The organism is Microbacterium sp. MYb72 (assembly GCF_002979415.1).
In the GTDB taxonomy this organism is placed as follows: Bacteria; Actinomycetota; Actinomycetes; order Actinomycetales; family Microbacteriaceae; genus Microbacterium; species Microbacterium natoriense.
In genome coordinates, this window is record NZ_PCOT01000026.1 from 35,671 (window position 1) to 59,285 (window position 23,615).

General features: G+C 69.7%; 21 protein-coding genes. 2 read left to right on the forward strand and 19 right to left on the reverse strand.

Features of this window, described 5'->3' with window-relative positions:
- Nucleotides 1-6: 6 nt before the first annotated feature.
- The 15 genes from CQ047_RS14130 to CQ047_RS14200 all read right to left on the reverse strand — a co-directional run bounded on the left by CQ047_RS14130 (nucleotide 7) and on the right by CQ047_RS14200 (nucleotide 17,037).
- On the reverse strand, nucleotides 7-3,300 hold the full coding sequence (locus CQ047_RS14130; RefSeq protein ID WP_223586405.1) for a DEAD/DEAH box helicase: 3,294 nt from the start codon (nucleotides 3,298-3,300) through the stop codon (nucleotides 7-9).
- A 56-nt stretch (nucleotides 3,301-3,356) separates the two neighbouring features.
- Entirely contained in the window at nucleotides 3,357-3,767 is a 411-nt protein-coding gene (gene nusB, locus CQ047_RS14135) for a transcription antitermination factor NusB (RefSeq protein WP_105676323.1), read from the reverse strand.
- Between the two features lie 3 nt (nucleotides 3,768-3,770).
- Complete coding sequence (gene efp / locus CQ047_RS14140; RefSeq protein WP_105676325.1) at nucleotides 3,771-4,331, reverse strand: elongation factor P; 561 nt, start codon at nucleotides 4,329-4,331, stop codon at nucleotides 3,771-3,773.
- Between the two features lie 75 nt (nucleotides 4,332-4,406).
- On the reverse strand, nucleotides 4,407-4,850 hold the full coding sequence (locus CQ047_RS14145; protein WP_105676326.1) for a type II 3-dehydroquinate dehydratase: 444 nt from the start codon (nucleotides 4,848-4,850) through the stop codon (nucleotides 4,407-4,409).
- The gene (aroB, locus tag CQ047_RS14150; protein WP_105676328.1) at nucleotides 4,847-5,935 is read right to left on the reverse strand and encodes a 3-dehydroquinate synthase; all 1,089 of its coding nucleotides are present in this window, start codon (nucleotides 5,933-5,935) and stop codon (nucleotides 4,847-4,849) included. The genes CQ047_RS14145 and aroB overlap by 4 nt, the downstream gene beginning before the upstream one ends.
- The gene (locus tag CQ047_RS14155; protein ID WP_105676329.1) at nucleotides 5,932-6,450 is read right to left on the reverse strand and encodes a shikimate kinase; all 519 of its coding nucleotides are present in this window, start codon (nucleotides 6,448-6,450) and stop codon (nucleotides 5,932-5,934) included. The genes aroB and CQ047_RS14155 overlap by 4 nt, the downstream gene beginning before the upstream one ends.
- Nucleotides 6,434-7,663: a chorismate synthase gene (gene aroC / locus CQ047_RS14160; RefSeq protein ID WP_105676331.1), complete on the reverse strand. Its 1,230-nt coding sequence runs from the start codon at nucleotides 7,661-7,663 to the stop codon at nucleotides 6,434-6,436. Before aroC ends, CQ047_RS14155 begins: the two co-directional genes overlap by 17 nt.
- Nucleotides 7,664-7,717: 54 nt before the next feature.
- Entirely contained in the window at nucleotides 7,718-8,530 is an 813-nt protein-coding gene (locus CQ047_RS14165; RefSeq protein ID WP_258132677.1) for a shikimate dehydrogenase, read from the reverse strand.
- The gene (mltG, locus tag CQ047_RS14170; protein ID WP_105676333.1) at nucleotides 8,530-10,062 is read right to left on the reverse strand and encodes an endolytic transglycosylase MltG; all 1,533 of its coding nucleotides are present in this window, start codon (nucleotides 10,060-10,062) and stop codon (nucleotides 8,530-8,532) included. The genes CQ047_RS14165 and mltG overlap by 1 nt, the downstream gene beginning before the upstream one ends.
- Before the next feature lie 2 nt (nucleotides 10,063-10,064).
- On the reverse strand, nucleotides 10,065-10,538 hold the full coding sequence (ruvX, locus tag CQ047_RS14175) for a Holliday junction resolvase RuvX (protein ID WP_105676335.1): 474 nt from the start codon (nucleotides 10,536-10,538) through the stop codon (nucleotides 10,065-10,067).
- Entirely contained in the window at nucleotides 10,535-13,195 is a 2,661-nt protein-coding gene (alaS, locus tag CQ047_RS14180) for an alanine--tRNA ligase (protein ID WP_105676337.1), read from the reverse strand. Before alaS ends, ruvX begins: the two co-directional genes overlap by 4 nt.
- 64 nt (nucleotides 13,196-13,259) lie before the next feature.
- The gene (locus CQ047_RS14185; RefSeq protein ID WP_105676339.1) at nucleotides 13,260-13,448 is read right to left on the reverse strand and encodes a hypothetical protein; all 189 of its coding nucleotides are present in this window, start codon (nucleotides 13,446-13,448) and stop codon (nucleotides 13,260-13,262) included.
- Nucleotides 13,449-13,556: 108 nt separating this feature from the next.
- Nucleotides 13,557-14,186 (reverse strand): 30S ribosomal protein S4, encoded by a 630-nt coding sequence (gene rpsD, locus CQ047_RS14190; RefSeq protein WP_052674772.1) that lies wholly within the window; start codon nucleotides 14,184-14,186, stop codon nucleotides 13,557-13,559.
- Between the two features lie 162 nt (nucleotides 14,187-14,348).
- Nucleotides 14,349-15,644 (reverse strand): acyltransferase, encoded by a 1,296-nt coding sequence (locus tag CQ047_RS14195; RefSeq protein ID WP_181155949.1) that lies wholly within the window; start codon nucleotides 15,642-15,644, stop codon nucleotides 14,349-14,351.
- Between the two features lie 49 nt (nucleotides 15,645-15,693).
- Nucleotides 15,694-17,037, reverse strand: coding sequence for a replication-associated recombination protein A (locus CQ047_RS14200; RefSeq protein ID WP_105676343.1), 1,344 nt, complete (start codon nucleotides 17,035-17,037; stop codon nucleotides 15,694-15,696).
- 88 nt (nucleotides 17,038-17,125) lie between these two features.
- Between CQ047_RS14200 and CQ047_RS14205 the strand changes: the two genes are divergently transcribed.
- A complete protein-coding gene (locus tag CQ047_RS14205; RefSeq protein ID WP_105676345.1) occupies nucleotides 17,126-17,422 on the forward strand; it encodes a hypothetical protein in 297 nt (98 codons plus the stop codon).
- A gap of 143 nt (nucleotides 17,423-17,565) precedes the next feature.
- A complete protein-coding gene (locus CQ047_RS14210) occupies nucleotides 17,566-18,453 on the forward strand; it encodes a formate/nitrite transporter family protein (RefSeq protein WP_105676346.1) in 888 nt (295 codons plus the stop codon).
- 54 nt (nucleotides 18,454-18,507) lie between these two features.
- Here CQ047_RS14210 and CQ047_RS14215 read toward each other — a convergent pair whose 3' ends face one another.
- Genes CQ047_RS14215 through nirB form a run of 4 tightly spaced genes read right to left on the reverse strand, consistent with a single transcriptional unit; the run spans nucleotide 18,508 to nucleotide 23,337 of the window.
- Complete coding sequence (locus CQ047_RS14215; RefSeq protein WP_105676348.1) at nucleotides 18,508-19,635, reverse strand: uroporphyrinogen-III synthase; 1,128 nt, start codon at nucleotides 19,633-19,635, stop codon at nucleotides 18,508-18,510.
- Nucleotides 19,632-20,381 carry a uroporphyrinogen-III C-methyltransferase gene (gene cobA / locus CQ047_RS14220; protein WP_223586402.1) on the reverse strand — a complete coding sequence of 250 codons (750 nt, stop codon included), beginning with the start codon at nucleotides 20,379-20,381 and terminating at the stop codon, nucleotides 19,632-19,634. Before cobA ends, CQ047_RS14215 begins: the two co-directional genes overlap by 4 nt.
- Nucleotides 20,382-20,392: 11 nt before the next feature.
- Nucleotides 20,393-20,764 (reverse strand): nitrite reductase small subunit NirD, encoded by a 372-nt coding sequence (nirD, locus tag CQ047_RS14225; RefSeq protein ID WP_105676352.1) that lies wholly within the window; start codon nucleotides 20,762-20,764, stop codon nucleotides 20,393-20,395.
- On the reverse strand, nucleotides 20,761-23,337 hold the full coding sequence (gene nirB, locus CQ047_RS14230) for a nitrite reductase large subunit NirB (RefSeq protein WP_181155950.1): 2,577 nt from the start codon (nucleotides 23,335-23,337) through the stop codon (nucleotides 20,761-20,763). Before nirB ends, nirD begins: the two co-directional genes overlap by 4 nt.
- Nucleotides 23,338-23,615 lie beyond the last annotated feature (278 nt).

The following is a 23,615-nucleotide window of genomic DNA, read 5'->3' on the forward strand; positions in this document are numbered from 1 at the left end:
GAGGGTCTACTCGTCGAAGAGACCGCGGATGTCGTCGGCGGTGAGCGACTGCGCGAAGAGCTCGTCGTCGTCCATCACCGCGGTGAACAGACGCGCCTTGCGCTGCTGGAGCTCCAGCACCTTCTCCTCGATCGTCCCCGACGAGATCATCCGGTAGACGAACACCTGGCTGGTCTGGCCGATGCGGTGCGTGCGGTCAATCGCCTGTTCCTCGGCGGCGGGATTCCACCACGGGTCCAGCAGGAACACGTAGTCGGCCTCGGTGAGCGTCAGTCCGAACCCGCCGGCCTTCAGGCTGATCAGGAACACGGGCTGCTGCCCCGATTTGAATCCGTCGATGACATCCTGGCGACGGCGCGTGGAGCCGTCGAGGTGCGCGTACGGGATGCCGGCCGCATCGAGACGCGCCGCGGCGAGGTCGAGGAACGACGTGAACTGGCTGAACACCAGGGCGCGGTGCCCCTCGGCCTGCAGCTCGACGACGCGTTCGAGCAGGGTGTCGAGCTTGCTCGATCCGATGTGCGCATCGTTCTCATCGATGAGCTCCGGCGCGAGGCTCAGCATCCGCATGAGCGTCAGCGAGCGGAACACGATGAACCGGTTGCGGTCGAGGTCGTCCAGCAGACCGAGGACCTTCTGGCGTTCCCGCTGCAGCACGACGTCGTAGAGCGCGCGATGCGCGGGGCTCATCTCGACCTCGAGCACCTGCTCCTGCTTCGGGGGCAGATCCGACGCGACGAGCTCCTTCGTGCGGCGGAGCATGAGCGGGCGGATGCGGCGGCGCAGCTGGGCGAGCCGGCGCTGGCGGTACTCCCCGCCCTCCTCGTTCTCGGGCACCTTGCCCTTCTCGATCGGCTGGATGTAGCGATCGCGGAACTTCCGCGCCGACGGGAAGAGCCCGGGCGCCGCGAGCTTCAGGAGCGACCAGAGCTCGGAGAGGCTGTTCTCCATCGGGGTGCCGGTGACCGCGTAGGTGACATCGGCTCGGAAGGCCGAGATGGCTCTGTGCAGCTTGGTCTTCGGGTTCTTCACGAACTGCGCCTCGTCGAGGATCAGCCCCGCCCAGTCGACCGAGCCGAACTCCCTCTCATCGAGCCGGGCGACCGTGTACGAGCTCACGACGATGTCGGCGGATGCCGCGGCATCCGCCAACCGGCCTGTGCGACGCCCGCTCGTGCTGTCGACGATTGCAACCCGCAGCCCCGGAGTGAAGCGCGCAGCCTCGGACTTCCAGGTGCTGAGGACCGAGGTGGGGGCGAGCACGAGGAACGCCCGCTTCTCCCCCTTCTCCTTGGTGTGCTGCACGAAGGTCAGCAGCTGCAGCGTCTTCCCGAGTCCCATGTCATCGGCGAGGATGCCGCCGAGCCGGTGCCGCCAGAGGAACGCCAGCCAGTCGAAGCCCGTCTTCTGGTACGGCCTGAGCTCGGCGTGCAGGCCGGACGGCACCGGCGTCGGCGGCACTCCGGTCGCCTGGCGGAGTCCCTCCGCCGTCGAGCGCCAGCTCACCGCCGGCTGGGCCTCGTCGGCCAGGTCCTCGAACTCCTCCCAGAGGTCGGTCTGGTAGCGGCTGATCCGCGGACCGGTCTCCCACTCGTCGAGCTCGCCGGCCTCGTCGATCAGCTCCCTGAGCCGGTCGAGCGCCGGATGCGCGAGCGAGAAGTACCCGCCGTCGGAGAGCAGCAGCTTCTTCCTGCCCTTGCTGAGCGCGGTGAAGAGCGGCCCGAAGGGAATGCTCCTTCCGTCGATCGTGACGAGTATCCCGAGATCGAACCAGTCGGAGTCGGTGGTCTCGAGCGTCGTCACCTTGACCTCGGGGTCTCCCGTCAGCTCCCGGTACTCCTTGCGCGTGCCCGTGGTCGCGACGATGACGCCGACGGCCTCGAACGCGGGGACCACCTGCGCGACGAAGGCCGCGGCGTCGATGTCGTGGAAGGAACCGGTCGGCGCGAAGCGCGTGGTCGAGTGCTCCTGCCAGACGGATTCGAGCAGGGCGCGCTTCTCCGACTCCGCCGCAGGATCGCGCACCGCAGCGCTCCCCGCCTCGAAGGGGACCCTGCCGAACCCGCCGTACGACCACTCGAACGAGTAGCTCACGACATCGCCCCGCTCGAAGGCGAGATTCAGCACCGCCTCCGGCGCCGGGATCTCCGGCAGCGACACCGCACCGGCAGTGCGGACGGGCACTCGCCTGGCCAGCAGCGGGTAGGCGTTCTCGACGAACGCGGACTCCTCTTCGGCGGGCACCTCGATGGGCAGCCGCGCGCTCAGCAGTGCGTGCATCTGCTCGCTGAGCGGCGCCTCGGCGAGGACGATCTCCATCCGATTGCCGATGAGGGTGGCGGAGTACACGCCCGTGCGTCCGATCGGGTGCACCTCGGCTGAGGGGACGGCGCGGCCGTCGATCGCCACCTCCGCGGCGACGCGCAGATCACCGCCGTCGGGGCGGGTGATGGATGCGGCCACCTCGGCCCGCTCGGCGAGGCGCACCGTCGCGCTCTTCTGACTCGGCACCAGCGGGATGCCCAGCGCCGCCCCGGCGCGCAGATGGCCCCACAGCAGCGTCGACTCGATCTGGTCGACGACCAGCCACTCGCCGGCGTTCCCCGAGAGCAGCGAGTCGCGGGAGATGCTGAGCAGGTCGCCGAACCAGCGGTTCTGGACCCTGCCGAACTGCGACACGTCCCTACGCACCACATCCCAGCCCGCGTGCCCTTGGATCCACGAGCCGGTCTGGTGGCTGCGCATCAGCGGACGGATCGCGAGCAGAAGCTCTCCCGACGGCTTGGCGAGATCTCGAGGCGTCGCGGGGCGCACCGCCCGCGGCGCCCAGTGGTTGTCGCCGCGCGACTCGCGGTGGCGCAGCTCGACGCCGAGCGCGAGCGACTGGGTGTGCGCGGCGACCGCTGGGCCGATCAGCGATCGCCACGAGGCTGCGGGAGCCGCGGGAGCCTCCGCAGCGGGCTCCGCGACCGGATCGACGGCCCTCGCCCCCGCCTGCTGGGCGTACTCGTGCACGTTCGACGCGAGCAGCGCGGCCACGACATGCTTGCACGCCGTGCGGACCGGGCACGAGCAACGCGTGGAGCGGACTCGTCTCTTGCCACCGGACGAGATGAAGGTGACCTCGCACAGGTACTGCGCTCCTGCGCTGCCCTTCACATATGCCTCGAGCTCCTGGCGATCCTCGTGCCAGATCAGATCGAGGACGTTGCCCTCACGGAAGTACGCCAGTCCGCGCGTATAGCCTCCCGCATCCGTGATCTGCATGAGATCGCGGAGATCGACGTGAGGTGCGGGCATGCCAGCATCCTTCCCGCTGCGTCGGACAATGCGGACGCAGCGACTCGGGCGGCGACTCAGGCGGCGCGAGCCACCCTGGCGAGTACTCCGTGCACGAACGCACCGGAGTCGTCGGTCGAGAACTCCTTGGCGAGCTCGACGGCCTCGTCGATCGCGACGGCCGTGGGCACCTGGTCGTTGTAGAGGATCTCCCACACGCCGATGCGCAGCAGAGCGCGATCGACGGCCGGCATCCGCTCGAGCTTCCAGTCCCGGCTGTGCGTGGTGATGTGCTCGTCGATCTCGTCGCGGTGATCGATGATCCCGTCGACGATCTCGCGGGCGTACAGCCACGACGCCTCACGGGCCGGCTCGCTCGCCGCGCGCTTGGCCTCGGCGGCCAGGGCCACGGAGACCTCGTCTCCGCGCACGTCGGCGGAGAACATGATGTCGAGTGCGCGCTTGCGCGCCTTCGTCCGAGCGCTCACGCCTTACTTCTCGCGACCGAGGTAGTCACCCGTGCGGGTGTCGACCTTGACCTTGGTTCCGGTCTCGAGGAACAGCGGCACCTGGATCTCGTAGCCGGTCTCCAGCGTCGCGGGCTTGGTGCCGGCGGAGGAGCGGTCGCCCTGCAGGCCGGGCTCGGTGTAGGTCACCTCGAGGATGACGGATGCCGGGAGGTCGAGGTACAGCGGGTTGCCGTTGTTCAGCGCGATCGTGACCTGCTGGTTCTCGAGCAGGAAGTTCTTCGCGTCGCCCACGGTGGCCGAGCCGACCGTGATCTGGTCGAAGTCGGTCTGATCCATGAAGACGTAGCCGTCGCCGTCCGTGTACAGGTACGTGTAGTCGCGGCGGTCGACGTTCTCGATCTCGACCTTGGAACCGGCGTTGAACGTCTTGTCGACGACCTTGCCCGTGAGGACGTTCTTGAGCTTGGTGCGCACGAACGCGCCGCCCTTGCCGGGCTTGACGTGCTGGAACTCGACGACGCTCCAGAGCTGGCCCTCCAGGTTGAGGACGATGCCGTTCTTGATGTCTGCGGTAGATGCCATGCGCTGAGAGTTCCGTTCGTGGTGTGAAGTTCGCGGGTGGCCGGGCTTGGTCGAAGCGCGAGCCGACAGTCGATTCTACGGGATGAGCGCTGCGAGCTCCCGCACGGCGTCGGCGTAGCCGTCCACGCCTCGGCCGACCACCCGCACCGCGGCGACGTCGTCGAGGTAGGAGTGGTGCCGGAACTCCTCCCGGGCGTACACGTCGGAGATGTGCACCTCGGCGAACGGCAGACCGACGCCGGTGAGGGCGTCGCGGAGCGAGACGGAGGTGTGCGTGAGACCGCCGGGATTGATCACGATGCCGGCGCAGTCCTCGCGCGCGGCGTGGATGGCGTCGATGAGCACGCCCTCGTGATTGCTCTGGAGCGCGCGCAGGTCGAAGCCGACCGCGGCGGCGGCCTCTGCAGAGAGCCGCTCGACGTCGGCGAGGGTCGCCGAACCATAGATGCCCGGCTCACGGGTGCCGAGGAGGTTGAGGTTCGGCCCGTTGACCAGGAGCAGCCGGCGCGGTGCGCTCACGCCCCCACCTCCTGGTACGCCGCGAACAGCAGCGACTCGTCGGGCGCCTGCAGCACGGTCGGCTTGCCGATCTCGTCGAGGACGATGAAGCGCAGCATCCCCCCTCGGGTCTTCTTGTCGCGCTGCATGGTGGCGAGCAGCTGCTTCCATGCCCCCGCACGGTAGGTCGTCGGCAGCCCCAGCGACTCCAGCACGGTGCGATGGCGCTCGGCGGAGTCGTCGGACAGTCGCCCGGCGAGCCGCGACAGCTCGGCCGCGTACATCATGCCCACGGAGATCGCGGCGCCGTGACGCCACTTGTAGCGCTCCGCGTGCTCGATGGCGTGCCCGAGGGTGTGGCCGTAGTTGAGGATCTCGCGCTGGCCCGCCTCGCGGAAGTCGTCGGAGACGACCCTGGCCTTCATGTCGATCGCGAGCTCGACCGCCCTGCGGAACTCCGGGGTCGTGGTGTCGACGGCGCGCGACGGATCGGCCTCGATGATGTCGAGGATCTCCGGCGCCCAGATGAACCCGGCCTTCACGACCTCGGCGTAGCCGGCGGTCGCCTCGTTCGCACTCAGGCTGCCGAGTTCGTCGAGGTCGCCGATCACCGTGCTCGGCGCCCAGAACGCGCCGACGAGGTTCTTGCCCTCGGCGGTGTTGATCCCGGTCTTCCCGCCGACCGAGGCATCGACCAGACCCAGAACGGTCGTCGGCACCTGCACGACCTGCACGCCGCGCAGCCAGGTCGCGGCCACGAAGCCCGCGAGGTCGGTGACCGCTCCCCCGCCGTAGCCGATCACCGCGTCCGTGCGGGTGAAGTCGGCCTGCCCCATGACCTGCCAGCAGAACGCCGCCACCTCGATGCGCTTGCCCTGCTCGGCGTCGGGGACCTCGGCGAGCAGCACCTCGCGCGGCCCGTTCGCCGTGTCGGCGAGCAGGCGATCGCGCAGCTCTGCGGCCCGCGCGGCGAGCGTGGGCGGATGCACCACGAGGACCTTCCGCACGGCCGGGTCGAGCGCCGCCGAGACGCTGTCGAGGATGCCCCGTCCGATGAGGATGTCGTAGGGGGCGTCGCCCGTGACGCTGATGGTCGTCGTGCTCATCGCTGTTCTCTCCTCCATGCGGCGATATCGTCCGCGATCCTCTGCATCGGACGACGCGACGTGTCGAAGGTCGCCGATGCCACTTCTTCATACAGACCCCGGCGCTGCTCGAAGATCTGTCTCCACCGCTGCACGGGGTCGTCTCCGGCCAGCAGGGGCCGCCCCCCGCCGGTGATCCGGTCTGCGACCGCCTCCGCACTCACGGTCAGGTAGACCACCTGATGCGTGCGCAGGAGCTCCCGCGTGGCCGCGTCCGTCACCGCACCGCCGCCGAGGGAGACGACGCCGCCCTCGTCGAGCGCCGTCGCGACCGCCTCACGTTCGAGAGCCCGGAAGTGCGCCTCCCCGTGCTCGGAGAAGATCACCGGGATCGGTCCGTGCACGGCTGCGACGCGCTTGTCGGTGTCGATGAACGCGACCCCCAGCGCGCGCGCGACCCGTCGACCGACGCTGGTCTTGCCGGCCCCCATCGGGCCGACCAGCACCAGCGTCAGAGGATCAGCCGCGCTCGTCATGCGCGATGAGCGCCGCCTCGGATGCGGGAGTCGTCCGCAGCTCGGCCGGGATGCTCTCCAGGTACGAGTCGATGTTGCGCCGGGTCTCGCGGATGCTGTCGCCGCCGAACTTCTCGAGCACGGCGTTCGCGAGCTCGACCGCCACCATCGCCTCCGCGACCACGCCGGCCGCGGGAACCGCGCAGACGTCGGAACGCTGGTGGTGGGCGGTGGCGTCCTCGCCCGTGGCGACGTCGATCGTGCGCAGCGCGTGCGGGACTGTCGCGATCGGCTTCATGCCCGCACGGACGCGGAGGACGGTGCCGGTCGACATCCCGCCCTCGGTGCCGCCGGCGCGGTCGGAGCCTCGAGAGATGCCGTCCGCCGTCGCGAACAGCTCGTCGTGGGCCGCGGATCCGCGGCGGCGGGTGGTCTCGAAGCCGTCGCCGACCTCCACGCCCTTGATCGCCTGGATGCTCATCAGCGCCTGGGCGAGTCGCGCGTCGAGGCGACGGTCCCAGTGCACGTGCGAGCCGAGCCCCGGCGGGAGGCCGTAGGCGAGCACCTCGACGATGCCGCCGAGGGTGTCGCCGTCCTTCTTGGCGTCGTCGACCTCGGCGACCATCAGCGCAGAGGTCGCGGGGTCGAAGCAGCGCAGCGGATCGGCGTCGAGCGCGTCGACGTCGTCGGGCGTCGGCAGCGGCGAGCCCGAGGGCACCTGCACGGGGCCGATCGAGAGCGTGTGGCTGACCAGGCGGATGCCGAGCTCGCCGAGGAAGGAGCGGGCGATGGCGCCCAGCGCGACGCGGGCGGCGGTCTCCCTGGCGCTGGCGCGCTCGAGGATCGGACGCGCCTCGTCGAAGTCGTACTTCTGCATGCCGACGAGGTCGGCGTGCCCGGGTCGCGGACGCGTGAGCGGGGCGCTGCGGCCGCGGGACTTGTCGGTGAGCTCGACGGGCTCGGGGTTCATGACCTCGATCCACTTCGGCCACTCCGTGTTGCCGATGCGCAGCGCGATCGGGCTGCCGAGGGTCTTGCCGTGCCGCACGCCGCCGGAGATCGTCAGCTCGTCCTGCTCGAACTTCATGCGCGAGCCGCGGCCATAGCCGAGCTTGCGACGGGCGAGGTCGGCCTGGATGGCCTCGGACGACACCGGGACGCCGGAGGGCAGACCCTCCATGACGGCAATGAGTTCTGGGCCGTGCGATTCGCCGGCCGTGAGCACGCGGAGCATTGCTCTAGTCTCCCACGCGTTTCGACCCGATCCGCGCCGCATGTCGCCGAGAGGCTAGAGCGCGGTGCGCATCGCGGCGACGACGTCCTGCTCATCCGGCAGCGGGACACCGGGATCGCCGTGCATGAAGACGCGGATCTGCCGCACGGCCTGATGCAGCAGCATGCCCAGACCGGGAATGGCCGGCACATCGCCCCAGTTCGTCGCGAGAGCCGACGGCCACGGCGCGTACGCCACATCGAACAGCGCACCGCCGGCCGCGGCGAGCGGCGCCACGACGTCCTCGGGCAGCGCGGTGCCGCCCGGCAACGACGACACCGTCAGCTCGACGGCATCCGCCGTCTCCGTGAAGGGGAGCACCGTCACCTCCACGCCCAACCGCGCACCCAGCTCGCGAAGGGTCGACGCGCTCTCGGGCCGACGGGCCCGCACGTCCGCCGATCGCGCGCCCATGTCCGCGACGGCGACGAGTGCGGATGCCGCCGTCGCCCCGGCGCCGAGCAGCCGAACGCGCTCGACGGTCGTGATCCCGCTCTCGCCGAGCGCGTCGATGATGCCACCGACGTCGGTGTTGAACGCGTGGACCGTGGCGCCCAGCGTCAGCGTGTTCGCGACTCCCGTGAGCTCGGCGTGCGCGTCGCGGACGTCGGCGATCCGATACGCCTCGTCCTTCAACGGCATCGTCAGCGACAGGCCCCGCCAGGAGTCGTCGAGGGAGCGGACCGCACCCGCGAACTCGCCCTCCGCCACCCGGCGACGGTCGTACGACCAGTCGAGCCCGAGGACGCCGTACGCCGCAGCGTGCAGCTGAGGGGACTTCGAATGGGCGATGGGGTCTCCCCACACCGCCAGACGGGTTCGGCTCACTAGCTGCAGCCGCCGTCGGGGTTCGCCTTGCACCAGGCGTCCCACTTCTCGATCGCCGCCTGGTGCTCCTCGTACGTCGTGGAGAACACCGTCTCCCCCGTCGCGAGGTTGATCGTCACGAAGTAGAGCCACGGCCCGTCAGCGGGGTGCATGGCGGCGTCGATCGCGGCGTCGCTCGAACTCGCGATCGGCGTCACGGGAAGCCCCGTGTTGACGTACGTGTTCCACGGGTTCGGGTCCTTGAGCGCCTCGGCCGAGCTCGACACCACTCCCTCGTGCAGGGAGCCGTATCCGTACTGCGCCGTCGAGTCCATCTGCAGCTTCATGTCGATGTCGAGGCGGTTCTGGATGACCCGCGACACCTTGGCGAAATCGTCCGTGCGGCCCTCGCGCTGGATGATCGAGGCGATGGTGAGGATGCGTTCGGCATCCGCATCCGGCACGCCAGCCTTCGTCAGAGACTCGCGGGTGCGGTCGACCATGCGCTGGATGACCTGGACCGGCGTCACACCCGGATCGAAGGTGTACACGGCGGGGAAGAGCCAGCCTTCGAGGCTCTGGGCGCTGACGCCGTACGCCGACGGATCGGCGACCGCGGCCTGCAGATCGGCCAGAGGGAAGCCCAGCGACTCCGAGATCCCCGGCAGGATCGAGGCGATCGTCCCGCCCTCGTTCACCCCGACGGTGTTCTCGAGCTTGTTCTCCGGGTTCTTCAGCGCCTCCAGGGCGTCGGCCGCCGTCATCTTCTCCTGCAGACGGTAGATGCCCGGGTAGAAGGTGACGGCGATGTTCTCGTCGACGAGGTAGTCGTAGAACACGTCCTTGGTGCGGGTGACCCCGGCTTCGAAGAGCGCGGCCGAGACCGGCTTCCCGGTGTCTCCGTCATGGATGGTGACCATGGCCTCGCCGGAGGCGAGCCCGGGCTCCCAGTCCTTGGGGTCGCCCCAGCCCATGATCTCGTTGATCTTGTCGCCGTAGGTGTTCATCGCCCAGACTCCCCCGGCGACGACGCCTCCGATGAGCGCCAGGACGATGATGAGCGCGACCAGGCATCCGGTGCGGCGCTTCTTCTTGGGCGCTGCCCGGTGATCGTCCTCGTCGACGTGGTGGAAGAGGTCTTCGAGTCCGCCGCCCGCGGGCTTGTCGGGGGCCGATGCGGGAACGACGGGAGACACCGGGGTCGGGGCGAGCGGCTCCTGCGCCGCGGATCGCACCGCAGCGGGTTCCTGAGCCGCCGGCGCGACATCAGACGACGCCACAGGCGAGTCGCTCGGGGCGGACCCGGTCGATGCGAGGGGCGGTTCGGCCGCAGGCGTAGGGCCGGGTGCCGAAGGCTGCTCCCCTGCCGAGCCGTTCGACGCGGTGGGTGCACCGGAGGATGCGGCCTCGCGGGCGGCACGACGGGATCCGGGGGCGGGAGGGGTGTTGTCCACCGTCGGGATCTGGTGCGTCGGCGCGGGGAGATTCTCGAACAGCTCGCCGAGGCGCGCTTCCGGATCGTGCTGGGGGGCGGCACTCTCACGTTCGGGCATGATCAGTGGGACTCCTCGTCGAACGGAATCGCGGCACCGGGCGCTTTCCCCGTGCTCTTCTCCGTGTCGATCGCCTGCTGCAGAAGCACCACGGCGGCGACCTGATCCACAATGCTACGAGAGTTCTTCTGATTTCTCCCCGAAGAACGGAGCGCGGCGTGTGCGGACACGGTGCTCAGGCGCTCGTCGACGAGACGCACCGTGGTGCCCGTCCGCCTCTGCAGCGCCTCGGCGAACTCCCTCGCATCCGTCGTGGATGCGGTGTCTGCGCCCTGCATGTTCACGGGCAGGCCGACCACGAACTCGAGCGGCTCGTACTCGGCGGCGATCTCGGCGATCCTGTCGATCGACGTCTCCGAGCGCGGCACGGTCTCGACGGGGACGGCGAGCATGCCGTCGGGATCGCACCTGGCGACCCCGACGCGCGCCTTGCCGACGTCGATGCCGATCCGCACTCCGCGGCGGAACCCACTCACGCTGCGTGCAGCTCCTGGGAGACGGCGTCGAGAGCCGCGGGCAGAGCCGCGGCATCCGTTCCACCGCCCTGGGCGACGTCATCGCGACCGCCTCCTCCGCCTCCGAGCACCCCGGCGGCGCGCTTCGCGAGCACCCCGGCCTTGGCTCCGGACACGCGAGCCGCGTCGTTGGTGGCGACGACCACGACGGGGCGGCCGTTCACGACCGCGCCGAGCGCGACGACGGCAGCAGCCGACCCCAGGCGATCGCGGACCCCGAGCACGAGATCGCGCAGGTCATCGGCAGAGGCCAGCTCCCCGAGCGACTGCGATGCGAGCAGGAAATCGCCCACGCGGGCGGCGGCATCGGCGATCGCCGGAACCTGACCGGCGCGCTCCTTCGCCTCGAACTGGGCGATGCGCTTCTCCGCGGCCTTCAGGCTCGCCGACAGGTCGGCGATGCGCTCCGGCAGCTGCTCACGCGGCGTCTTCAGCGAGGCGCTCAGCTGCGACACGAGAGCCCGCTCTGCTGCGAGCTCGCGGAACGCGTCCTGACCGACGAGAGCCTCGATGCGGCGGTTGGAGGCGCCGACCGACGACTCCCCGACGATGCTGACCAGCCCGATCTCGGCGCTGGAGCTCACGTGCGTGCCGGCGCACAGCTCACGCGACCACGGGCCGCCGATGTCGACCATGCGCACGACGTCGCCGTACTTCTCGCCGAACAGCGCCATGGCGCCGGCCTCCTTGGCCTCGTCCAGCGAGATGATGCGGGTGGTGACCTCGAGCGCGTCCTGCACCGCGCGGTTCGTGATCTCCTCGATCTCGGTGCGGGTCTCGGCGGAGAGCGCCTGCGACCACGCGAAGTCGAAGCGCATGTAGCCGGCGCGGTTCAGGGAGCCTGCCTGGGTCGCGGTCTTGCCGAGGGTGTCACGCAGAGCGGCGTGCACGAGGTGCGTGGCGGAGTGAGCCTGGCGTGCCGCACGACGGTTCGCGGCGTCCACCACGGTCGTCGCCGCATCGTCCACCGCCACGGAGCCGCGGCTCACCTCGACCGTGTGGCTGATGAGCCCGGGAACCGGACGCTGGACATCGAGGACCTCGAGCTCGTACCCCGGTCCGATGATCGTCCCCTTGTCGGCGACCTGACCGCCCGACTCGGCATACAGCGTGGTCTCCGACAGCACGACCTCGGCGATCTGGCCCTCCGCGGCGCTCTTCACCGGCTGCCCGTCGACGAGGATGCCCAGGATGCGGGACTCCACCTCGAGCGCGGTGTAGCCGTCGAAACCGGTCTCGCCGAGCGAGCGGAGCTCACGGTACACCGAGACGTCCGCCAGCTGGCGCTTGCGGTTGCGGGCGTCGGCCTTCGCGCGCTGGCGCTGCTCCTGCATGAGCCCGTCGAACGCGGTGCGGTCCACATCGAGCCCCGCCTCCTCGGCGACCTCGAGGGTGAGGTCGATCGGGAAGCCGTAGGTGTCGTGCAGCAGGAAGGCCTCGGGGCCGCTGAGGGTCGTGCCCCCGCCCTTCTTCGTCTCGTCGAGCGCGAGGTCCAGGATCGTCGAGCCCTGGGCGAGCGTGCGGCGGAACGTCTCCTCCTCCGCGAACGCGGATGCCGACAGCGTCGACCAGTCCTGCTCCAGCACGGGGTACGCGGACTTCATGGCGTCGCGAGAGGTCGCGAAGAGCTCAGGGAAGACCGGCTCATCGACGCCGAGCAGCCGCATCGAGCGCACCGTGCGGCGCATCAGTCGACGCAGGATGTACCCGCGGCCCTCGTTCGACGGACGCACGCCGTCGGAGAGCAGCATGAGCGAGGAGCGCACGTGGTCCGCGACGACACGGAAGCGGACGTCGTCCTCGTGCACGGAGCCGTACGTGCGGCCGGAGAGCTCGACGGCGCGGTCGAGCACCGGGCGCACCTGATCGGTCTCGTACATGTTCTCGACGCCCTGCTTGAGGAACGCGACGCGCTCGAGGCCCATGCCGGTGTCGATGTTCTTCATGGGGAGCTCCCCCACGATGTCGAACTCCGTCTTGCCGCGGATGTTCTCGATGAAGTCCTGCATGAACACGAGGTTCCAGATCTCCAGGAACCGCGAGTCGTCGACCGCCGGTCCGCCGTCCTTGCCGTAGGCGGGGCCGCGGTCGAAGAAGATCTCGCTGTCGGGGCCGCCGGGGCCGGGCTGACCGGTGTTCCAGTAGTTGTCCGCGCGGCCCAGACGCTGGATGCGCTCGGGCTTCAGGCCGATGATGTCGCGCCAGATCGCCTCCGCCTCGTCATCGGTCTCGTAGACGGTGACCCAGAGGTCCTTCTCGTCGAAACCGAGGCCGCCGTCGGCCTCAGACGAGGTCAGCAGCTCCCACGCGTAGCGGATCGCGCCCTCTTTGAAGTAGTCGCCGAACGACCAGTTGCCGAGCATCTGGAAGAACGTGCCGTGGCGTGCCGTGCGGCCGACCTCTTCGATGTCGTTGGTGCGGATGCACTTCTGCAGATCCGCGATGCGGGGATGCGGCGCGGGGACGACGCCCGTGAGGTACGGGATCATCGGCACCATGCCGGCGACGGTGAAGAGCAGAGACGGGTCGTCGCTGACCAGCGAAGCCGACGGGACGATGAGGTGGTCGTTCTTCTCGAAGAAATCGAGATAGCGCTGCGCGATCTCCGCAGTTTTCATAGCTGTGCCGGGTGTCCTTGCGTGTGAAGGGAGGGGAAGGGTGCCGCGTGGTGGAGCGCGGGTCTCAGTCGTCGGCCGGCTCGGTGAGCCGTGCCTCCTGCTCGCGGTACGCGTCGCCGATGATCGCCGTGAACTCGTTGATCCGGGCGTCGACCTCGGCGAGGATGTCGTGGCCGCGCGGGTCCTTGTTCATGAAGTGGGCCGCGACGAAGCCGCCGATCACGCCGATCAGGAACCACAGCACGTTCTTCATGTCGTCATCCTTGCCATTAGATCCGCGAAGGCGCGGTCATCCCATCGTATGCGCAAACGACAGGAGGCGTCGGGTGACCCCGACGCCTCCTGTGCGAGAAACGCTGTATCAGCGAGCCGCGTAGTACTCGACGACGAGCTGCACTTCACAGGTCACGGGGACCTCGGCGCGCTTCGGGCGACGGACCAGACGCGACTGGAGCTTGTCGAGCTCGACCTCGAGGTAGCCGGGAACGGGAGGCAGGACCTCGGCGTGACCGCCGGCTGCTGCGACCTGGAAGGGCTCGGTGCCCTCGCTCTTGGCCTTGACGTGGATGAGCTGACCCGGCTTCACGCGGAACGACGGGCGGTCGACGAGCTGGCCGTCGACGAGGATGTGACGGTGCACGACGAGCTGACGAGCCTGCGCGGTGGTGCGGGCGAAGCCCGAACGCAGCACGAGGGCGTCGAGACGCATCTCGAGGAGCTCGACCAGGTTCTCACCGGTCAGACCCTCCTGGCGGCGAGCCTCGTTGAAGGTGTTGCGCATCTGCTTCTCGCGGATGCCGTACTGCTCGCGCAGACGCTGCTTCTCACGCAGACGGACGGCGTAGTCGCTGTCGGCCTTGCGCTTCGTGCGGCCGTGCTCACCCGGAGCGTAGGGACGCTTCTCGAGGTAGCGGGCGGCCTTCGGGGTGAGGGCCACGCCGAGGGCGCGGCTGAGACGGACCTTGCGGCGGTCCTGGGACTTCGTGGTCACGAAGCTGTCCTTCCGATGACGCGGTCGCGGCTTTCGCGACTCGCGGACGTATCGCCCGCGTTCTGCCTTGGAGCGCACGCCGGGGCGCCAGCAAGGTGGGGTGTGAACGAGGAGATGCCCGAAAACTCGGTTTCGAGCCGATCAAGTCTAACAGATCGCCGATCACTCCCGCGGAACACCGGTGTTCCCCGCATCCTCCATCGGCTCGACGCTCCGCCGCGGACCCGGACCGCCCACGGTGAGCCAGACGATCGCAGCCACGAGGGCGAGCAGCGCGCCCGCGGTGCCGGGAGCCAGATACCCCTGCGTGAGCACCCAGCCGACGGCGACGACGAGCAGCAGGGTGCACACGGCCGCCGCCCACAGCGGCATGACGCGCCCCCTCTCCTTCGGCCACCGCTTCTCGATGGGCGGGACGACGACGCAGAACACCCCGATCACGACGATGATCGCGATGAGCCAGGGGATGCGGGTGAGCCACCACTCCGGCGTCAGCGCAGTCGGGAACGGCAGGCCGAGCGCGAGCTGCCCGCCCACGACCACGGCCATCGCGACGGTGTGCCAGAGGTAGATCACCATTCCGTACAGCCCCAGCGCGCCGATGACGACGAGGACGGCCCGTCTGCGCATGAGGGCGCGGATCGCCGGCTGCAGCAGGGTGAACAGATAGACCTGGGCTAGCCCGAGCAGAAGGAGGAGCACGGTCGGCGGATTCAGGTTGGCGATCATGTCCGGGTCGTACCCCATGCCGAAGACCGCGACGCACATGAGCCCGTACGCGACTGCCGCCAGCAGGAGGAGCAGCCACCGCGGACGGCGGGAGTACCACTGGTCCCGCACCCCGAAGCCCAGCTGCTGCACGAACAGCCAGAGGAAGAGCCAGTTCAGCGCGCCGAGAGGCAGCCCCAGATACCGTCCGGAGAGGTCCACCGCCACGACGAGAGCCGCGAGCGAGAGATAGGTCGCCCAGGCGGCGTGGCGATGGAACCACGCCATCAGCGGCACGAAGGAGGTGCAGATCGCGTAGACCGCGATGAACCACAGCGGCTCGGCCAGGCGGAACGCGAAGGTGCGCAGGAACTCCGGATCCGCCCCGCTCGCCGCCATCACGCCGATCACGACCAGCACCCCGAGCATCGCCAGCAGCACGGGCCGGGCGAGACGCAGCGCGCGCACGCGGATGTACTCCCCCGCTGTCTCCCCGCGATGACGCAGCCGACGCCACGTGGTGATGCCGGCGAACCCGCCGGCGATGAAGAAGGTGGGCATGATCATGCCCACCCAGGTCAGGCCGGCCAGCGGGGTCCACTCCGCCAGCGCGTTGAAGGCGCGGAGAGGCTCCCCGTCGATGCCCATCTGCAGCGCGTGCAGCAGCACGACGACGGGCAGGCAGATCGCGCGGACGAAGTCGATCGAGAGATCGCGATCGGGAGGGATGCGGGTGAGTCTGCCTGGCACGAGCCCACTGTAGAGGGAAGGCGGCGCAGGACGGCGGATGCTGCTCCGCTCAGCGATCCCCGAGGATCTTGCGGATCCGCTCCAGACGCGCGGAGATGTCGCGCTCCGCGCCGAGGTTCTTGGGCTCGTAGTACCGACGCCCGTCGAGCTCGTCCGGCAGGTACTGCTGCGGGAGGATGCCGTACTCGCTGTCGTGCGGATACACGTAGCCCTTGCCGTGCCCGAGACGCTTCGCCCCGGGGTAGTGCGCGTCTCTGAGATGCAGCGGCACCCGGCCGAAGCCGCCGGAGCGGATGTCGGCGATCGCCGCGTCGATGCCGACGTACGCGGCGTTCGACTTCGCCGTCGTCGCGAGGTAGACGGTCGCCTCCGCGAGCGGGATGCGCCCCTCCGGCATGCCGATGAAGGCGACGGCGTCTGCGGCCGCGACCGCGATCACCAGGGCCTGCGGGTCGGCGAGGCCGACGTCTTCCGACGCCGAGATCACGAGCCGCCTGGCGATGAAGCGCGGGTCCTCCCCCGCCTCGATCATCCGGGCGAGGTAGTGGAGCGCGGCATCCGGATCCGATCCTCTGATCGACTTGATGAACGCGCTGATCACGTCGTAGTGCTCATCGCCCTGCCGGTCGTAGCGGAGCAGAGCCTTGTCGACGGCCTGCGCCACATCGTCGGCGGTGACCGCGGGAACGCCGTCGGCGTCGCCGTCGCTCTCGCCGTGGGACAGCGCCACCGCGGCCGCGGCCTCCAGTCCGGTGAGAGCACGCCTGGCGTCGCCGGATGCGAGCCGCACCAGCGCCGACCGCGCCTCGTCGGAGAGGGAGACGCCGCCGTTCAGTCCGCGCGCGTCGGCGACCGCCCTGTCGACGAGCACGCCGATGTCGTCGTCGGTGAGCGGCTGCAGCGTCAGCAGCAGGGATCGGGAGAGCAGTGGCGAGATGACCGAGAACGACGGGTTCTCGGTCGTCGCGGCGATGAGGATGACCCACCCGTTCTCGACTCCAGGCAGGAGGGCGTCCTGCTGGGCCTTGGTGAACCGGTGGATCTCGTCGAGGAAGAGGATCGTCGTCTGGCCGTAGAGGTCGCGCTGGGTGATCGCCTCCTGCATGACCTCCCGCACGTCCTTCACGCCGGCCGTGATCGCCGAGAGCTCGACGAATCGGCGACCGGACGAGCGCGCGATCGCCTGCGCCAGGGTCGTCTTGCCGGTGCCCGGCGGCCCCCAGAGGATGATCGACACGGCTCCGGGCGAGGTCGCCGCGGGATCGGCGAGGGCGACGATCGGCGACCCCGCTCTGAGCAGGTGCTTCTGACCGGCGACCTCGGCGAGCGAGACGGGTCGCATGCGCACGGCGAGGGGCGTCTGCCCTGAGAGCAGTGCGGCAGCGGATGTCATGCTCTCCAGGCTAATGCGGGCGAGGGACACTCGCGGCGATAGGCTCTCAGGCGACGTCGTCGATTCACGTCCAGTAAGGGAGCACGGCATGGTGGCACGCGGTTCGAAGAGCGCACAGACACGCGCCCAGGCGGAGCGCGCCCGGTTGCATGCGGCGCGCGGCGCCTGGCACGACGGCCAGATCCGCCGTCGGGTGCGCGACAACACGATCGCCGGCGTCGTCGGAGGACTCGTCGTCGCCGCGGCCATCGCCAGCCAGTTCGTGCACGCGCAGGTGACCGCCCCCGAGCCGACCCCCACCCCGACGTCCACGGTCTCCCCCACGGATGCGCCGACCGTGCAGCCCTCGCAGGAGCCCACGCCCGCGGAGACCCCGGCGGAGTGACCGACGACCTCACACCCGCCGCCGCGCGGTGTGAGCGGATCGCACCACGGATGTAACGCCTCGGGCGTCTGTCCGAAACGCGTATGCACGAGTGTGGGCACAGCGAGCGATCCGCTCGCCTCGATCCTCGTGGAGGTCCGCCCATGTCATACGCCACGCCCGCAGAGCTCGTCACCCTGATGGTGGATGCCGGCGCCTACAAGCTCCGTCTTTCCACCCGCGACACCCTCATCCGCGCCTTCATGGGTGCGGCCGTGCTCACCCTCGGCGCCGCCTTCGCCGTCACCGTCTCGACGCAGACCGGGCAGCCGCTCCTCGGCGCTCTCCTGTTCCCCATCGGCTTCGTGCTTCTCTACCTCCTCGGCTACGACCTGCTCACGGGGGTGTTCACTCTGGCCCCGCTCGCCGTCCTCGACCGTCGCCCCGGAGCGACGGTCACCGCCGTCCTGCGCAACTGGGGACTGGTCTTCCTCGGCAACTTCGCCGGGGCGCTCCTGGTCGCGCTGCTCATGGCGATCTACTTCACCTACGGGTTCTCGGCCGATCCGAGCCCGGTCGGCCTCGCGATCGGCGAGATCGGGCACGGTCGCACGGTCGGCTACGCGGAGCACGGCGCCGCCGGCATGCTGACCCTCTTCATCCGAGGAGTCCTGTGCAACTGGATGGTGTCGACGGCGGTGATCATGTCGATGGTCTCCAAGACCGTGCTCGGCAAGATCGTCGCCATGTGGCTTCCGATCACCCTGTTCTTCTACATGGGATTCGAGCACTCCATCGTGAACATGTTCCTGTTCCCCTCTGGGTTGCTCCTCGGCGCCGACTTCACGATCATGGACTATCTCGTGTGGAACGAGATTCCGACCGTCGTGGGCAACCTCGTCGGAGGGCTCCTCCTCGCGGGCCTCCCGCTCTACCTCACCTACGGGAGGACGGCCGCGGCCCGACCGATCCGCGCCCAGCGCGCCGAACGCGAGCGCCGCGCGCCGCGCACCGCACCGGAGCGCGCACCCGAGGTCGTCGGAGCGATCTGAGCGCCTCACCGACGATGGCCCGGAGCATGCAGCTCCGGGCCATCGTCGTCGTGTTCAGCGGTCGCTGACGGCGAGGCGATAGCCGCGCTTGACGACCGTCTGGATGAGATCCGTCCCGCCCACTGCTTCACGGAGTCGCGCGATCGCGACTTCCACGGCGTGGGGATTGCGCTCGCCTCCGGGCAGTGCGTTCCCGAGGTCCGCCCTGGTGAGAACCCGGCCACCGGCATCGGCCAGTGCCTCCAGGAGCGCCGAGCCCGTGCGCGACAGCGCGATGAAGCGCCCGTCGATGAGCGCACCGCTGCTGCGCACCTCCACGCGGCCGACGTCCGTGACGAGCGACGGCGCCCGACCGCCCCCGAAGTGAGAGATCACGGTCCGCGCGAGTGAGCCGAGTCGACCCCGTTCGGCGATCGTGAGCGGAAGGCCCGCTTCCTTCAAGGGGATCGCGGTCACCGGCCCCACCGCCGCCAGCAGCAGCCGTCCGGCCTCCGCGCGTCGACGGATCCGGTCGATCGCCCCTGCCTCGGCAGCGACGGCGAGCCATGAGGCCGTTCCGGGGGCGGATGTGAAGAGCACGGCATCCGCCTCACCAGAGGCCGCCTGCAGCGTGGAGCGGCGCACGACCTCGGGGTTCGGCGGCGGGCCCCAGCGGTACACCGTGATGCTGACGACGTCGGCGCCCGCGCCCTCCAGGAGCTCGTCGAGACCGTCCGCACCCGCACCGTGGTGCTGCACGACGATGCGCTTGCCCGACACGCCCGACGCGAGCAGGTACTCCCCCACCTCCGCTGACGTCTCGGACTCCGCGACCCAGTCCGCGGAGAATCCCGCCTGCTGGATCGCGCCGTGCGCCTTGGGCCCTCGCGCGACGAAGTGCGCGCCATCGAGCGCGGCGTCCAGTCGCTCATCGACGCCGTGCTCGTGGGCGGCGTCCATCCAGCCTCGGAAGCCGACACCGGTCGTCACGACCACGATGTCCGGAGGTGCGGCGACGAGCCGCTCCGTGCGGAGCAGCAGTTCCTCGTCGTCGGCGTTGGGCACGATGCTGAGCGCGGGCGCCCGGTGCACGGCGGCGCCGCGGCGTTCGAGGGCGGACGCCAGGTCCGCGGAGCGTCGATCGGCGGCGACGACGATCGTGCAGCCGGCGAGTGCGTGTTCGAGCGGACGCGTCGGACTCACGCTGTGCCTGTGGAGATCAGATCGGCGGGGAGCAGGAGGTCCGCCCGCGCGACCTGACCGAACACGATCACCGCGGGGTTGGTCACACGTGCGTCCTCGGCCTGTCTCACCACGTCTCCCAGTGTGCACCGGATCGTCCGCTGACGATCCGTGAGCCCGTTCTCGACGATGGCGACGGGCGTCGCCGCATCGACCCCGAAGTCGAGGGCGGACGAGACGATGCGCGGAAGGGCCGACACGCCCATGAGCACCACGGTCGTGACTGCGGGATCGGCCATCGACGCAAGCGTGCTGTGCGTGATCTCGCCCTGACCGTTCACCACGTGGAGCGCCGAGGCGACGCCGCGATGGGTGACCGGGATGCCCGCGGCCTGTGGGACGGAGATCACGCTGCTCACTCCGGGAGTGACGCTCACGGGGACGCCTGCCGCCTGACACGCGATGACCTCCTCGCCGCCGCGTCCGAACACGAAGGGGTCACCGCCCTTGAGGCGCACGACCCTGCTCCCCGCCTTCGCATGCGCCACGAGCAGCGCGTTGATCTCCTCCTGCGGCACCGGATGGTGCCCCGGCCGCTTGCCGACATCGATCACCGTGACATCAGGGTCGATCTCGGCACGCAGCTCGTCGAACGGTCCCAGGCGGTCGGCGACGATCACGTCGGCCTCCTGGAGCAGCCGGTACCCGCGGAGCGTCATCAGATACGCGGGGCCGGGACCGCCCCCGACCAGATCGACCCGTCCCACGCGAGGCCGCTTCACCGGGGCACCTCGACGAAGACGTCTCCCTCGACGACCCGCACCGGCCAGACCCGCAGACCGGACTGCGCCCCGTCCTGGACGACCTCTCTCCCCTGGGCGTCGAGGCACTCACCGGTCGCGAGATCGAACACCTGCTTGTGCAGCGGGGAGGCGACGGTGTCCGCGTCCCCCCGAGTGCCCACGATCCCTCTCGCGATCACCTGGGCGCCGGTGAACGGGTCGAGGTTGTCCACGGCGCGCACCGATCCGTCCCGCAGCCGGAAGAGCGCGACCTGGAGGTCGTCGACCAGGGCGGCGCGTCCGCGCTCCACTTCGAGGTCGTCGAGCCCGCACACCCGGATGCTCTCCCGCACCGCAGGCGACGTCATCGGCGCACCTCCAGAGCGGTGCCGGCGATGAGGACTCCGCCGCGCTTCTCCGCCGCCGTCGCCGGGCGGATCTGCCCTCGCTCCGCGACATACGCGAGCGAGGGGTCCGGAGTGTCAGCCGCATTCACGAACGATCGGAACCTGGCGAGCTTCTCGGGGTCGCGCAGTGTCGCCGCCCATTCGTCCTCGTACCGGTCGACGTGCTGAGCCATCGCTTCGTCGAGGTCGCGGCAGATGCCGAGCGCATCGTCGAAGATGACGGAGCGCAGCGTGTCGAGCCCGCCCTCGAGCTCGTCGAGCCAGGGCGCCGTGCGCTGCAGTCGATCGGCCGTGCGGATGTAGTACATGAAGAACCTGTCGATCGCGCGGATCAGCCCGTCGTCGTCCAGATCGGAGGCGAGCAGCTGTGCGTGCTTCGGAGCGAATCCGCCGTTGCCGCCCACGTACATGTTCCAGCCGGTCTCGGTCGCGATGACGCCGACGTCCTTCCCTCGCGCCTCCGCGCACTCGCGGGCGCATCCGGAGACCCCCAGCTTGAGCTTGTGCGGCGCTCGGAGGCCCCGGTAGCGCAGCTCGAGCCGCACGGCCATCCCCACGGAATCGAGCACTCCGTAGCGGCACCAGGTCGATCCGACGCAGGACTTCACCGTGCGCAGGGACTTGCCGTACGCGTGCCCCGACTCGAATCCCGCATCCACCAGCCGCTCCCAGATGAGCGGGAGCTGTTCGAGACGGGCGCCGAACATGTCGATGCGCTGGCCGCCCGTGATCTTCGTGTAGAGGGCGAAGTCCTTCGCGATGCCGCCGATCGCCAGCAGACCGTCCGGCGTCACCTCGCCGCCCGGCATGCGCGGCACCACCGAGTAGGTGCCGTCCTTCTGCATGTTCGCCATGACGTGGTCGTTGGTGTCCTGCAGCGTGGCGTTCTCGCCGTCGAGGACGTGCGATCCGACGAGGACCGAGAGGATGCTCGCGATCGCCGGCTTGCAGATGTCGCACCCGCGCCCTCGTCCGAAGCGCTCGACGATCGAGCTGAAGGTGCTCAGCCCGGAGACCCTCACCGCGTCGAAGAGCTGCGCCCGCGACAGCTCGAAGTGCTCGCACAGCGCGTGGGAGACCGTCTGACCCAGAGCGACGAGCTCCTGTCCGACCAGCTTCTTCACCATCAGGGCGCACGAGCCGCACGTGGCGCCCGCCTTGGTGCAGACCTTGACGGCGGCGGCATCCCGACACCCCTCCTCGTGCACGGCGCTCCGGATGCGCCCGGCGGACACGTTCGCGCACGAGCACACGACCGCCTCGTCGGGGAGGGCCGCTCGCGCGGGCTCGTCGCCGTTCTCCGGCAGCAGGTAGGCGGCAGGGTCAGCACCCAGACGCGCGCCGACCAGCGGACGCAGCGCTCCGTATGCGGACGCGTCGCCGACGAGGATGCCGCCGAGCAGGGTCTGGGCGTCGTCTGAGAGGACGAGCTTCTTGTACACGCCCGCCACCGGGTCTGCGTAGACGACGTCGAGCGCATCGGGCGTCGTCGCCATGGCGTCGCCGAAGCTCGCCACGTCCACGCCCGAGAGCTTGAGTTTGGACGAGTCGTCGTATCCGGGGAACGCCGCCTCTCCTCCGAGCAGACCGGTCGCCGCGACCTCGGCCATCGCGTACCCGGGCGCCACGAGCCCGACGCAGCGCCCCTCGTAGTTGGCGACCTCGCCGATGGCGAGGATGTTCTGGTCGGACGTCGTGCATCGATCGTCGATGAGCACCCCGCCGCGAGGGTCCACCCGCAGGCCCCCGTTGCGGGCGAGCTCGTCGCGCGGACGCACGCCGACGGTGAAGATCACGACGTCGGCGCGCAGGAACGAGCCGTCCTGGAACTCCAGAGCGGTCACCGCTCCCGATTCGTCGGGGTCGAGTCGGGTCGTGCGGGCCTCCGTCCGCACCGTGATGCCGCGGGCCTCCAGGAGCCGACGCAGCATGGAGGCGCCGACCGCGTCGAGCTGCTGGGACATGAGCCGATCGGAGTACTGCACCACCGTGACGTCGACGTCCATCCCCTGCAGCGCACCTGCCGCCTCGAGACCGAGCAGTCCGCCCCCGATCACGGTGCCGCGAAGCGGGCGCCCGAGCATGCCTGCGCGTCGCGACACGAATTCCTGCAGCCGCTGCATGTCGTCGAGCGTGCGATACACGAAGCATCCGGGCAGGTCCGCCCCGTCGACCGCCACCCTCGCGGCGTACGAGCCGGTGGCGAGCACCAGGGTGTCGTACCGGAGCACGCGACGGGATCGCGTCGTCACCGTCTGCGCGGCGCGATCGAGCCGCAGCACCCGGTCATCCCTCACGAGCTCGACGCGATCGTCGTCGAACACGGATCGGTCGAGTTCGAGATCCTCTGGGCCCGCGCCCGAGAAGAAGCCGCTCAGTCCGACCCGGTCGTAGGGATGCCGCCCCTCGTCGCCGAGCACGGTCACGCGCATCGCGGCATCCGACCTGCTGAGCAGACTCTCCACGAACCGATGCGCGACCATGCCGGCCCCGACGACGACGATCTCGGGGGTTGCGGGGGCGATGTCGTCCATGGATCTCCTGTCGACGCGGGGACTGTCGTGCTGGCGACGATAGGAGCGCGGTGTTTCCCGGAGGTGATGCGCCGTGTTTCGCGCATCGAACGTTCTCCTCACAGATCGATAACGTCGGCGTGAGAACGCGGGGCCACAACGGGAGTGCCCCTCGTACTAGGCTGAAGTTCGTCCTTTCCGCCTCCCGCGGCCGTACCGCGCAAGGAGAATCATCGTGTCTGCCCCTCGAGCACCTCGACGGTGCCGTCCTCCGACACGCGTCCCCACTTCGCCACCTC